The sequence below is a fragment of the Paractinoplanes pyxinae genome, assembly GCF_026626335.1.
Taxonomy (GTDB): Bacteria; Actinomycetota; Actinomycetes; order Mycobacteriales; family Micromonosporaceae; genus Actinoplanes; species Actinoplanes pyxinae.
Genome location: NZ_JAPNTZ010000013.1, coordinates 125,573 through 138,129, shown reverse-complemented (window position 1 = coordinate 138,129; position 12,557 = coordinate 125,573). Strand labels below are relative to the sequence as shown.

Sequence of the window (12,557 nt, the reverse complement as noted above, 5' to 3'; positions counted from 1 at the left end):
CCTGCCAGCCGCAAAACCGGGATACCGGCCACCCGGTATCGCGCCCGTCACTGTGCGGGGCGGCCCGGACGGGGGTAGTCAGGACACATGCGGGAGGAACAGCGGACAAGGGTGGCCGAGGGCGCCGGATTCTTCGCGGCGCTGGACCAAAGTGGTGGAAGCACGCCGAGGGCGCTGGCGCTGTACGGGGTGCCGGAGTCGGCGTACTCGAACGACGACGAGATGTTCGACCTCATGCACGAGTTCCGGGCGCGGATCATGTCGTCGCCGGCGTTCACCGGCGAACGGGTGCTCGGCGCGATTCTGTTCGAGCAGACGATGGACCGCGACGTTGAAGGTGTTGCGGCGCCCGATTACCTGTGGCAGCGCAAGGGAATCGTGCCATTCGTCAAGGTCGACGAGGGGCTGGCCAACGAGCGGGACGGTGTGCGGCTGATGAAGCCGTTCACGAAAATCGACGGGCTGCTGGCCCGCGCGGTCGAGCGGCGGGTCTTCGGCACCAAGATGCGGTCGTTCATCAGCCGGGCCGACGCCGGCGGCATCGGCGCCAATCTCGATCAGCAATTCGGGTACGCGCGGCAGATCCTGGCTGCGGGGCTGGTGCCGATTCTCGAACCCGAGGTCGACATCCACAGCGACGAGAAGCGGCAGGCCGAGGACATGCTCAAGGCCGGCATTCTCGAGCGGCTGGCCGACGTGGACGAGCCGATCATGCTCAAGCTGTCGATCCCCAGCGCCGACAACTTCTACGCCGACCTGATCGCTCACCCGAAGGTGCTGCGGGTGGTGGCCCTGTCCGGCGGCTACAGCCAGGCCGAGGCCGACGAGCGGCTGGCGCGCAACCGCGGGCTGATCGCCAGCTTCTCCCGGGCCCTCGTGCAGGACCTACGCCATCAGCAGACCGACGCCGAATTCAACCGGACGCTGGAAGTTGCCGTCGACGCCATCTATCGGGCCTCGGTCGGACCGTGAAGATCAAGTAAGTTCAGGTCGTGATCGTCATCCTGGACCTGGAATTCACGGCGTGGGAGGGCTCGCAGGAGCGCGGCTGGTCGCGGCCCGGCGAGTTCCGTGAGGTCGTGCAGATCGGCGCGCTGCGGGCCGACTCGGTGAGTCTCCAGGTCACGGGCGAGTTCAACGAGCTCGTGCGGCCGGTGCGCAACCCGGCCCTGTCGGACTACTTCCAGCAGCTCACCGGCATCAGCCAGGCCGCCGTCGACGAGCACGGGCGGCCGTTCGCCGACGCGCTCGACGCCTTCCTCGACTTCTGCGACGGCCACTACGTTCTCTCGTACGGCAACGACATGGTGATCCTCGGCGAGAACCTTATCCTGCAGGTGCCGGAGGGTCGCACCCTCAAGCGGGGAATGCCGCCCTTCGTCAACATCCGCAACTACTTCAACGCCGTCCTGCCGGCGACCGCCGGACTGTCGTCGGGGCGCCTCGCGTACGAGCTGGGCCTGGCCGCCCGCATCGATCGCGAACACGACGCCCTCGCCGACTGCTACTCGATCCTCGAGACGCTGCGCCACCTGCGCGAGCTGGGCCACCCGCTGATCTCGGTCTAGCCGGCCGCCGCGGTGCTACCGGCCCGCGGAGAGCAGCAGCCAGTTGACCCGGCGCATCATCTCGTGCGAGGTGAAGGGCTTGGGCAGGTAGTCGTCGGCGCCGGCGGCCAGGCCTCGTTCGCGGTCCTGGTCGGCGTGGTTGCTGCTGATCATCAGGACCGGGATCTCGGCCGTGCAGGCGGTGGCGTGCAGGCGGTCGCAGACCGTCAGGCCGTCGATCTGGGGCATCGTGACGTCGAGGATGATCACGCGGGGGCGGCGCTCGATGGCCAGGCTCAGCGCCGACTGGCCGTTGTCCGCGGTCAGGGTGCGGTAGCCGGCCACCTGCAGGCGGTACTCGATCACGTCGCGCACCTCGTCGTCGTCGTCCGCGATGAGGATGCTGGGGGACAGCGGCGCCGTGATCGGGGCCGAGGACATCGCTCGGGTGAAAGCGTCGGCTTCCAGGGGCGGTGCGTAGAGCGTGGTCATTTCTGTCTACCTCCTGATTCGGGAAACGGCTGCGGGACGGCCGGTGGTTCAGCGGGTGACGAAGTGCTAGCGGCTGCGAAGTGGTTCAGCGGGCGGCCAGCAGATCGCGCATCTCGGCGATCAGGCGGCGGGGAGAAAGGGGCTTCGCCAGGTAGCGGTCGGCCCCCGCGTCGAGGCCGGCGTCGGCGTCGTAGGCGTGCGTGTTGGCCGACATCACCACGATCGCCATGTCGCGGTTGGCCGGGTTGAGGCGGGCCATCCGGCACAGGTCGAGGCCGTTGACCGCGGGCATCTGGATGTCGGTGATGAGGCCGGCCGGCCTGGCCACCTCGAGGATGCGGGCGGCGGTGTGCCCGTCCTTGGCGCCGACGGCGCGGTAGCCGGCCGACTCCAGGGTCACGGTGAGCAGTTCGCGGATGTCGCTGTCGTCCTCGGCCACGAGGATCAGGTCGCTGGTCATTCGGTGTCCCTTCCGTCGGACACCTCGCCCATCGGCCGCGCCGGGTCGCCCGCGAGAAAGATCACGGTTGCGGACCGGTTGCGATTCGCCGGTCGCGAAATTTCCTGTCGTACGCCGGTGGGGCACCCGGACATGCCGACCTGATCGGGTTGTCGGGGCTGGGGCGCACGCTGGCCCGACGGGCACCGGCACAAGACGCGATGGCGGCCCGAGCAGATCGATGCTCAGGTCGCGTTGTGCGGCGGCAAGCCGGTCGAGGCGCTGGTGCAGCGGTTCGAGATCACCGACGACGGCGGCGCCGGCTACTCCGCGTACGGGAAAGGAGCCGGCGCCGACGACGGCGACCTCGCCGCTGAACGGCGACTACTGATCGACGAAGAGCTCGCCCTCGACCTGGGAGCGGTAGTCGACGTAGATCTGGCGGTACCGGTCGAGCGCGCCCTTGCGGTCACCGCTCTCGAGCAGCCGCAGGATCGCGTCGTGGCCCTCGATCCACGTGTTCCACAGGTCGCTCTCGGCGGTCATGGCCAGTATGCGCATGGTCCGCGCCACCACCAGGTCCACCATGGACTGCAGCTCACGGTTGCCGCTGGCCAGGATGATGATCGAGCTGAAGTCGGCGCCGGCCGCCCCGGCCGCCAGCACGTTGCGGGCGGCCAGCGCCTCGACGAACTCGGCCTGGCGCTGGCGCAGCAGCTCGATGTGCGTGTCGGTGAGGTTGTCGACCCCCCACTCGAAGCCGGCGCAGGCCAGCACGCTCATCACGTCGATCAGCTCGAGGGCGTTCTTCTGGGTGACCTTGGTGACGTGCCGGGTGCGGTTGGGCGCGATGTCGATCAGGCCCTCGACGCTGAGCTGAGCGATCGCTTCGCGTACGGGCGTGATGCTGACACCGAGGCGGGCCGCGAGCTCGGCATCCTTGATGAGCGTGCCGGGTGACAGCTCGCCGGTGACGATCTCGTTGCGCAACTGGCGGACGACCGCTGCGGTACGGGTCGGTGGGACCGCGTAAGACATATGGGCAGAGTACTCAGGGTGACAATGGACCGTGGCGTCCGCCCACCCGGTTCACCCCACGGCGCAGAGGTCGGTGCGGTCGCGCTTGGCGCTGTCGGAGACGTCGGTCGTGGTGCAGAAGGCCTTGAGCGTGAGGTTGGCGGTGGCTTCGTCGCCGCTCGACATGGTGACCGTGTCGATGAGCACGGCGCGGCTCTGCGCCTGCTGCAGCTGGGTGATGAACTTGCTCAGGTTGGGCACGGTGCCTGTGGCGGCGAGCGAGAGCGGCAGCTCGACGGCCGTCTGGACCTCGTCGGAGGCGACGGAGCTGCCCACGCTGAGGTCGCTGACCTTGACGTTGGTGGCGGCGCCGGCGTCCTGCAGGGCGCGCAGGAAGGCCGGGATGCCGTAGGTCTCGGGCAGGTGCGTCACCAGGGTGTCGAGCTGGGCCTGGTAGGTGGCCTTCTTCGCGTTCTGCTCCTTGAGCGCGGCCACCTCCTTGCGCAGCTGGGTCAGCTGGATGCTCGTGTCGTCGGCCTCGGCCTGCACCTCGGACGCCTCAGTGAACTTGGGCGAGATGAGCAGCAGCCAGCCCGCGGCAACGAGGATCACCACTGACACCATGCCGCCGATGAGCCAAATTCGGTTCGTACGCCGGGCATCCATCAATTGCCTCCGGTCGAGGCGCAAGCTGTGGTGAACCGGCCGCACAGGGCAGCCGACGTGAGCTTGGCCCGCAGGGCGTAGGTGACCTGGGTCGAGTCCTCCGCCTCGGACGCCGTCGTCAGGTACGGGTCGGTGACGCCCTTGTGGCTGGCGAGCAGGTCGAGGAACGCGGCGGCGTGCTTCTTGTCGGGCGCGGTGCCGTTGATCGAGATCGTCGCGACGACCGGATTCGTGGCGGCCGCGGCCGCGGTGCCGCCGGTGGTAGCGGCCGGCGCGGCGCCCTCGGTCACGGTTCCGGACAGCGTGCCGATGGTGACCCCGGCCTCCTTGGCGTCGGCCCGCAGCGAGTCCATGGTCGTGGCCCACGGCAGGTCGGTGCCGAGCAGCGTCTTGAGCTCGTCCTGCATGCTCTTCAGGTCGTTCATGGTGTCGGTGACCGCGGAGTTCTTCTTCTTCTCGGCCTGCGCCCGGGCGACCTGGTCGGTGGCCATCGTCAGGTTGTCGGTGGCGGTGTTCAGCTGGTGCACCGCGACCATGTACCAGCCGCCGAGCCCGAGCAGCACGGCCAGCACGGCGCCGATCAGCACGAAGCGGGTGCGGCGGGCGCTGCGGCCGGCCCGGATCTCGTCGGGCAGCAGGTTGGCTCGGATGCCGAGGATGCGCGACGCCTGGGCGGGGGAGATGGCCGGGTCGACCGGCATCAGCGCGGTTTGGGTGGTGGTCATCAGGCTGCCGCTCCCAAGGTCAGGCCGATCGACACGGCGGCCGAGGGCACGAAGCTGTCGAAGCCGCGTTCGCGGCCCTTGCGCGTGTCCCGCAGGCGGCTGGCGCTGTCGGCGTACATGACGGTGATCCGCAGTTGGTTCTGCAGGTGCTCGGCCAGGCCGGGCATGAGGGCGCTGCCCCCGCACAGGGCCAGCCGGGTGACCTGCAGGTGCCGCTCGCTCGAGGCGAGGTAGGTGAACGAGCTGCGCAGTTCGCTGACCAGCGGGCGGACCGCCTCCTCGGCGGCCTCCACGCCGTCCGGCCGGCCGTCGCCGTGCAGCCCGTAGCGGCATTTGAGCTCTTCCGCCTCGGGCTGGGGGATGCCGAGGCGGGTGGCGATGCTGTCGGTGATCTCCTGACCGCCGCGGGGGACGGTCCGGACGATCAGCGGCTCGCCGTCGGCGTGCACGACCAGGCTGGTCACGTCGAGGCCGATGTCGACGATCGCCTCGATCTGGGTGTCGAGCCGGGAGGCCGCGCGCAGCAGGGCGAACGAGGCCAGGTCGACCCCCTTGACGTGCAGGCCGGCCTTCTCGACGGCCTCGACCGCGCTCATCACGGCCTCCTTGGGCATCGCGATGAGCAGGCCGCGCACGGTCGGGTTGTCGCCCGGCTCCTCGAGCGGGTAGAAGTCGAGCAGCGAACGCTCGACGGCCAACGGCAGCGCGTCCTTCACCTGGAACGGCAGGGCCTGGCGCATCTCTTTGGCGGGCAGGTTGGACACGGCCATCTCGCGCACCACCAGCTGCGGGTTGGTCACGCCGAGGTTGACGTTCTTGGTGCCGAACTTGCAGGCCGCCCAGAGCTGCTTGAGGGCCGAGGTGACCATGACCGGGTCCTGCACCACGCCCCCGGCGACCGCGCCGGGCGGCAGCGGCACCTGGCCGAAGTTGGACAACGTGTAGTCGTCCTTGCCCCGGCGGACCTCGACGGCCCGGATGGAGGACGTGCCGATGTCCAGCCCGATCGGGATGACGCCAGCCATCGGTCTCCTTCCTTGAACTTCAGACGGTGGGTACGAGCAGGGAGGCGTACCACTGCGCGATGGGCGCTCCGGCGAAGACCGCCAGGAAAGCGCCGGCCAGCATGTACGGCCCGAAGGGGATCCGGCTCTTGCGGTTGGCCCGGCGCAGCACCATCAGCACGGCCGCGACCAGCCCGCCGAGCATGAACGCGGCGAACGCGCCGATCGCCACCGAGCTCCAGCCGAGCCAGCCCAGATAGAAGCCGAGCAGCGGGGCGAGCTTGAGGTCGCCGCCGCCCATGCCGCGCGGCATCATCGCCAGCACGAAGTACACGACGTAGAGCACGACCGCCGCCAGCAGGGCCCGGCCGGCGGTCGACCAGCTGCGTTCGGCGATCACGGCCGGGGCGATGAGAAGCAGCGAGACCGCGTACGAGGGAAGGACGATCTTGTCGGGCAGGCGCATCACGTCGAGGTCGATCGCCGCCAGCGCCACCGAGATCGCCGCCAGGTAGAGGTAGGCGGGCAGTTCCCACGAGAACCCGAACCGGGCCGCCACTGCCACGAACAGCACCGCGGTGCCGGCCTCGACGAGCGGGTAACGCGGGCTGATCGGCGACTCGCAGGCGGCGCACCGGCCCCGCAGCAGGAGCCACCCGAAGACCGGGACGTTGTGCCGGTTGTGCACCTCGGTGTTGCAGGCCGGGCAGTGCGACCGCGGGTGGATAAGCGACTCGTCGCGCGGCACCCGGTAGATCACGACGTTGAGGAAAGAGCCCACCGCCAGGCCGAGCAGGGCGACCACGACGAGCAGCGGGAGCTGCGGCATCGGGACTACCTCCTTGGCGCCGGCGGTGGGATCTTCGTCAGGCCGTCGTCAGATCATCAGGCGGCGCAGGTGTCGATCTTGCCGCCGTCGATCGTCTTGACCGAGCCACCGACGGAGCTGTCGTAGACGTACAGCTTGCCGCTGCCGTTGCCGTTGACCGCGCACACCTTGTAGGTCGAGACGCTGGTGGGCGGGGTGCCGGTCGACGTGCCGATGAGGTAGGTCATCGTGGTCTTGTCCGACAGCGTGATCCAGCCGGCCGACGCGGCGGTGCCGGCGGCGGGGGCGGTCGTCGAGCCGTCCTTGACGTTGAAGCTCGCGGCGATGCTCTTGCGGTCCGCCAGCGGGTACGAGTTGCCGTTGTCGGTGTAGTACTGCTCGATCGTGCTGACCGCGCCGCGCACGTCGGACTGGGCCGACTTGTCGGCCGCGCCCTTGCGGTAGTTCAGGTAGACCGGCACGGCGATCGCGACGAGGACGCCGATGATGACCACCACGACAAGGAGCTCGATGAGCGTGAAGCCTTCGTCGTCCTTCTTGTTGCGGAGCCGGGTGATGATGTCGTGCATTGGGGGTGCCTCCATGGCGTCAGGGTGGGGCGGGCGGGTGGTGCCGGGCGGGGGGCCCGTTCGGCCGGCGGGAGTCCGGCCTGGTCGTGCGCAGTCAGTTGCTCTGAATGTTCTGGTAGATCGTGAACATCGGTAGGTAGAGACAGATCACCATTCCGCCCACGACGGCGCCCATGACGAGCACCATGATCGGTTCGATCGAGGCGGTGAGAGATTCGGCAGCGCTGTCGACTTCCCTGTCATAGAAATCGGCAACCTTGTCCAGCATCTGACTGATTTGGCCGCTTTCTTCGCCGACTTCGATCATCTGCGTGACCATGGCCGGGAAGATGGGGTGGTTGCGCAGGGCCGAGGACATCGTGTGGCCGTCGCGGACGGCGGCCTGCACGTCCTTCATCGCGACATTGATGATCTCGTTGCCCGTGGTCTCGCCGACCACGGTGAGCGCCTGCATCACCGGCACGCCGACGTTGAGCAGCAGGCCCAGGTTGCGGGCGAACCGGCTCATCGCGAGCTTGCGGAACAGGGAGCCGAACACCGGCATCTTGACCTTGACCCGGTCGACCTTGAGGCGGAAGTCGTCGCTGGCGCGCATCTGCCGCTTGTAGAAGACCGATCCGGTGACGCCGACGGTGATCACCAGCGGGCCGATCCACCACATGTTGTGGCTGGCGTCGACCAGGAACTGGGTGATCGCCGGCAGCTCGCCGCCGAGGTTGGCGAACATCGCCTCGAAGATCGGCACGATGAAGATGAGCACCGCGGCGATCAGGACGAAGGTGAACGCCAGCACGATCGCCGGATAGGTCATCGCGCTCTTGATCTTGCCGCGGAGCGCGGTGTCCTTCTCCAGGCTGTCCGCGATCTGCTCCAGAGCGCGGTCGATCATACCGCCGGTCTCCCCGGCCCGGACCATGGCGATCATGAGGCGCGGGAAGATCCGGTCGTGCTTGGCCATGGACGACGACAGCGAGGCGCCGGCGGCCACATCCGTACGCAGGTCGCCCAGCGCCTTTTTCAGCGGGGGTGAACTGCTCTGCTCCTCCAGGATCGCCAGCGACCGCAGCAGCGACATGCCGGACGCGGTCATCGTGGCGAACTGGCGGGAGAAGACGGCGAGATCCTTCAGCTTGACCCGGTTGCCCAGGCCCGGAATCTTGATCTCCATGTCGAGACCCTTGCCGGTCTCGATCAGCTCCAGCGGGGTCTCGCCCCGCTGTTTGAGCAGGTTGCCGGCCGCGGCCTCGTTCGGCGCCTCGACAGTGCCCTTGGCCCGGTGGCCGGCGGCGTCGATGCTGCTGTAGCGAAAGACCTTGGTGGCCGGCATGAGGTCAGCTCCGTCCGACGAGTCGCATGAGTTCCTCGCGCGAGTGGCACAGCTCGAGGGCGGCCGGCAACGTCACGACCTGCTCGCGCACCTTCTCGGCCAGGTGCTGGTCGAACGCGAGCATGCCGTCACCCGCGCCGGCCTGCATGAACGAGGGGATCTGGTGCGACTTGCCCTCGCGGATCAGGCTGCGGATGGCCGGGGTCGCGGTCAGGATCTCGGCGATCACGACGCGGCCCTTGTTGTCCGCCCGCGGGGCCAGGGCCTGCGTGACCACGCCCTGCAGCGAGGCGGCCAGCTGGGCCCGGATCTGCAGCTGCTGGTGGGGCGGGAAGATGTCGATGACGCGGTCGATGGTCTGGGTGGCGCTCTGCGTGTGCAGGGTCGCCAGCACCAGGTGGCCGGTCTCGGCCGCGGTCAGCGCGGTGGCCGTGGTCTCGAGGTCACGCAGCTCGCCGACCAGGATGATGTCCGGGTCCTGGCGCAGCGCGTGCTTGAGCGCCGACGCGAACGTCTCGGTGTCGGCGCCGACCTCGCGCTGGTTGACCACGCTGCGCTTGTGCGGGTGCAGGAACTCGATCGGGTCCTCGATGGTCACGATGTGGTCGGCCCGGCTGCGGTTGGCCAGGTCGAGGATCGAGGCCAGGGTGGTGGTCTTGCCGGAACCGGTCGGGCCGGTCACCAGTACGAGGCCGCGGGGCAGGTGGGCGAAGCGGGCCACCGAGTCGGGCATGCCCAGCTCGTCCAGCGGCTTGATCTCGTGCGGGATGGCCCGGAAGACCGCGCCGCACGAGTTGCGCTGCACGTAGAGGTTGCCGCGGAAGCGGGAGACGCCGACGATGCTGTGCGCGAAGTCGAGCTCCTGCACGCGCTGGAAGGTCGCCCACTGGTCGGCCGAGATCGCGGCCCGGCACAGCAGCGCGGTGTCGGCCGAGTTGAGGTTGCCGTAGCCCTCGAGCGGCCGCAGCGAGCCGTTGACCCGCATCATCGGTGGCGTGCCGACGGTCAGGTGCAGGTCGGAGCCGCGCGACTCGACCAGCGTGACGAGCATCTGGTTGAGCACGGCGAGATCGCCCGGCGCCGGGGCGTCGGGCTGCTGGGGCGCCGCCTGCTGGGGCACCATCGTGTCGGTCTGGTACATCTCCACCGGCTCTCTCGTCGGTATCGGACGCCACTTTTATTCGGCACTTCGACGGGCCGGTTTAGGGTGAGTTCTGGCGTTTTCGGGCGGTGCTCAGGCGTACGGGATAAGGTTTTCGGCCTTTGAACGGCTAGATGGCGACGCGAGAGACCTCGCGCACCGAGGTCAGCCCGCCGGCCGCCTTGGCCAGGCCGTCCGCCCGCAGCTCGTACATCCCCTGGTAGAGCGCGACCTCGAGGATCTCGTTGGACGAGGCCCGGCGGATGGTCAGCGCCTCGATCTCGGGGCTGATCGGCATGACCTCGTGCAGCGCGATCCGGCCCCGGTAGCCCGTGTTGGCGCAGTTCCGGCAGCCCACCGGGCGGTAGAGCGCCTCCGGCACGGCCAGGTCCTCGAAGGGCCAGCGCGCGCCGATGAGCTCCTCCTCGGTCGGCTTGTAGGCCTCCTTGCACCAGTCGCAGAGCCGCCGGGCCAGCCGCTGGGCCAGCACGCAGTCGAGCGACGACCCGACCAGGAACGGCTCGATGCCCATCTCGGTGAGGCGGGTGACCGCGCCCGGGGCGTCGTTGGTGTGCAGCGTCGACAGCACGAGGTGACCGGTCAGCGAGGCCTCGACGGCGATCTGGGCCGTGTTGCCGTCCCGGATCTCACCGATCAGCACGACGTCCGGGTCGGAGCGCAGGATGGCCGGCAGCACCGCCGCGAACGTCAGGCCGGCCTTCGCGTTGACCTGCACCTGGTTGACGCCGCGGAGCCGGTACTCGACCGGGTCCTCGACGGTGATCACGTTGACCTCGGGCTTGCTGATCCGGCCCAGCGTGGCGTACAGGGTGGTCGACTTGCCGGAACCGGTCGGGCCGGTCACCAGCACCATGCCGTGCGGCTTGGTGAACGACGCGGCGAACCGTTCCAGGTTGTGCTGCGTGAAGCCCAGCTTCTCCATGTCGAGGTCGATGCCGCCGGTGTCGAGCACGCGGAGGACGATCTTCTCGCCCCACACGGTGGGCAGCGTGGCGGTACGCAGGTCGACCGTCCGGTCGCGGATGAGGGCAGTGATGCGGCCGTTCTGCGGCACCCGCTTCTCGGTGATGTCGACGCCCGACATGATCTTGATGCGTGAGGTCAGCGCGGCCATGACACCCCGCGGCACCAGGTCGACCTCGTGCAGCACGCCGTCGATGCGGTAGCGCACCCGCATGTCGTCCTCGGTCGGCTCGAGGTGCAGGTCGGAGGCGCGGTTCATGACGGCCTGCTCGATCAGGCTGTTCACGTAGCGCACGATCGGGGCGTCGTCGTTGCTGGTGGCCTGGGCGGCCATCCCGGTCTGCGACTCGGTGTCGTCGTCGGCCAGGTCGCCCAGGTCGCTGGACTCACGCTGCAGCCGTTCGATGATCCGGCGGACCTCGCTGCGGGCCACCACCACCGGGCGCACGATCATGCCGGTGGCCGCGCGGACGTCGTCCAGCGCGACCACGTCGCCGGGGTCGGTGACGCCGACGACCAGCTCACCGTCGGCCATCGAGAGGCCGAGCACGCGGTGCCGCAGCACCACCGGCAGCGGGATCTTCTTCAGGGCGGCCGGGTCGGGCTGGAAGCTGACCAGGTCGACCGTGTTGATGCCGAAGGCGCGGGCGGCCGCCGCGGTCAGCTGCTCCTCGGTGACGACCTGGTCGTTGATGAGGACCGCGCGCACGGACCGGCCGCTGCGCTGCGCTTCCTCCGCGGCCGAGTCCACGGCCAGCGGGTCGATCCCGATCTGCTTGAGCGCGTCCAGCAGCGGGCGGAAGGTCTGGTCCACGCCCTACTTATCGGACAATTTGGGTTATACCTAAGATCTTGCCGGTTGCCGGAAGGTTCGCCGGTACGCCGTGGGCGCCACGCCGATGGCGGTCTGCAGGTGTTGCCGCAGGGCGGTCGCGCTGCCCAGCCCCGAACGGCGGGCCACCGTCTCGACTCCCAGATCGGTCGACTCGAGCAGAAGTTGAGCGTGCGCGATGCGCTGCCGCAGCAGCCACTGCCGGGGACTGGTGCCGGTTTCCTCGCGGAAGCGCCGGGTGAAGGTGCGCACACTCATGCGAGCGTGCTCGGCCATCGCCTCCAGGGTCACCGGCTCGGCCAGCCGGTCGAGCGTCCAGGCCCGGGTGGGCGCGGTGCCCGTGCCGTCCGAGTGCGGCACCGGCCGCTCGATGAACTGCGCCTGCCCGCCGTCCCGCCAGGGCGGCAGCACACAGCGGCGGGCCGCCCGGTTGGCCACCTCGGCGCCGTGGTCGTTACGCACGATGTGCAGGCAGAGGTCGGCCCCGGCGCCCACCCCGGCCGAGGTGAGGATGTCGCCGTCGTCGACGAACAGCACGTCGAGGTTCCACCGCACCTGCGGATAGAGGCCGCCGATCCGCTTGCCCCAGAGCCAGTGGGTGGCGGCGGGCCGGCCGTCGAGAAGCCCCGCGGCGGCCAGCACCGAGGCGCCGGTGCAGATCGACACGATCCTCCTGCCGTCCGCGGCGGCTTTTCGAAGAGCTTCCCGTACGTCGTCCCGGAGCGTCCCGTCCGTGACGGTGGACCCGGCGTCGACGCCCGGAACGACAACCGTGTCCGCCACCTCCAGAGCGCTCAGGTCGTGGTCGGGGACGATCGTGAAGCCGGCGCTGGTGCGCACCGGACCGGTGCCGCACACGCGGACGTCGTACAGGCGGTTCCGGCCGGCATCGCGGGCGGCCCCGAAGACCTGGGTGGCCGTGCCGAGGTCGAACGGGACGACACCGTCGAGGGCGACGACGGCGATCACATGAGGCATGGCCCAA

General features: G+C 69.3%; 14 protein-coding genes. 2 read left to right on the top strand and 12 right to left on the bottom strand.

Translation table 11 applies throughout. The annotated features are described in order from the left end of the window. Positions 1-87: 87 nt before the first annotated feature. Positions 88-972 carry a fructose bisphosphate aldolase gene (locus tag OWR29_RS33115; RefSeq protein ID WP_267567319.1) on the top strand — a complete coding sequence of 295 codons (885 nt, stop codon included), beginning with the start codon at positions 88-90 and terminating at the stop codon, positions 970-972. 20 nt (positions 973-992) lie between these two features. Then, positions 993-1,568: a 3'-5' exonuclease gene (locus OWR29_RS33110; RefSeq protein WP_267567318.1), complete on the top strand. Its 576-nt coding sequence runs from the start codon at positions 993-995 to the stop codon at positions 1,566-1,568. 15 nt (positions 1,569-1,583) lie between these two features. Here the strand turns inward: OWR29_RS33110 and OWR29_RS33105 are convergent, their stop codons facing one another. The 12 genes from OWR29_RS33105 to OWR29_RS33050 all read right to left on the bottom strand — a co-directional run bounded on the left by OWR29_RS33105 (position 1,584) and on the right by OWR29_RS33050 (position 12,550). Then, complete coding sequence (locus OWR29_RS33105; protein ID WP_267567317.1) at positions 1,584-2,039, bottom strand: response regulator; 456 nt, start codon at positions 2,037-2,039, stop codon at positions 1,584-1,586. A gap of 85 nt (positions 2,040-2,124) precedes the next feature. Next, positions 2,125-2,499, bottom strand: a complete 375-nt coding sequence (locus tag OWR29_RS33100) for a response regulator (RefSeq protein ID WP_267567316.1) — start codon at positions 2,497-2,499, stop codon at positions 2,125-2,127. Between the two features lie 363 nt (positions 2,500-2,862). Next, positions 2,863-3,516, bottom strand: coding sequence for a GntR family transcriptional regulator (locus OWR29_RS33095; RefSeq protein WP_267567315.1), 654 nt, complete (start codon positions 3,514-3,516; stop codon positions 2,863-2,865). Between the two features lie 51 nt (positions 3,517-3,567). Then, a complete protein-coding gene (locus OWR29_RS33090) occupies positions 3,568-4,107 on the bottom strand; it encodes a type IV pilus inner membrane component PilO (RefSeq protein ID WP_267567314.1) in 540 nt (179 codons plus the stop codon). Positions 4,108-4,160: 53 nt separating this feature from the next. Further along, positions 4,161-4,886, bottom strand: coding sequence for a hypothetical protein (locus tag OWR29_RS33085; protein ID WP_267567313.1), 726 nt, complete (start codon positions 4,884-4,886; stop codon positions 4,161-4,163). Then, positions 4,886-5,911, bottom strand: a complete 1,026-nt coding sequence (gene pilM / locus OWR29_RS33080; protein ID WP_267567312.1) for a type IV pilus assembly protein PilM — start codon at positions 5,909-5,911, stop codon at positions 4,886-4,888. The genes OWR29_RS33085 and pilM overlap by 1 nt, the downstream gene beginning before the upstream one ends. Positions 5,912-5,930: 19 nt before the next feature. Beyond that, the gene (locus OWR29_RS33075; protein ID WP_267567311.1) at positions 5,931-6,719 is read right to left on the bottom strand and encodes a prepilin peptidase; all 789 of its coding nucleotides are present in this window, start codon (positions 6,717-6,719) and stop codon (positions 5,931-5,933) included. A gap of 56 nt (positions 6,720-6,775) precedes the next feature. After that, positions 6,776-7,303 (bottom strand): type II secretion system protein, encoded by a 528-nt coding sequence (locus OWR29_RS33070; protein ID WP_267567310.1) that lies wholly within the window; start codon positions 7,301-7,303, stop codon positions 6,776-6,778. 79 nt (positions 7,304-7,382) lie between these two features. After that, complete coding sequence (locus OWR29_RS33065; RefSeq protein WP_267567309.1) at positions 7,383-8,615, bottom strand: type II secretion system F family protein; 1,233 nt, start codon at positions 8,613-8,615, stop codon at positions 7,383-7,385. 4 nt (positions 8,616-8,619) lie between these two features. Continuing rightward, complete coding sequence (locus tag OWR29_RS33060; RefSeq protein WP_267567466.1) at positions 8,620-9,756, bottom strand: type IV pilus twitching motility protein PilT; 1,137 nt, start codon at positions 9,754-9,756, stop codon at positions 8,620-8,622. A gap of 130 nt (positions 9,757-9,886) precedes the next feature. After that, entirely contained in the window at positions 9,887-11,554 is a 1,668-nt protein-coding gene (locus OWR29_RS33055) for a GspE/PulE family protein (protein ID WP_267567308.1), read from the bottom strand. A gap of 30 nt (positions 11,555-11,584) precedes the next feature. Further along, entirely contained in the window at positions 11,585-12,550 is a 966-nt protein-coding gene (locus OWR29_RS33050; protein ID WP_267567307.1) for a GlxA family transcriptional regulator, read from the bottom strand. Positions 12,551-12,557: the final 7 nt, after the last annotated feature.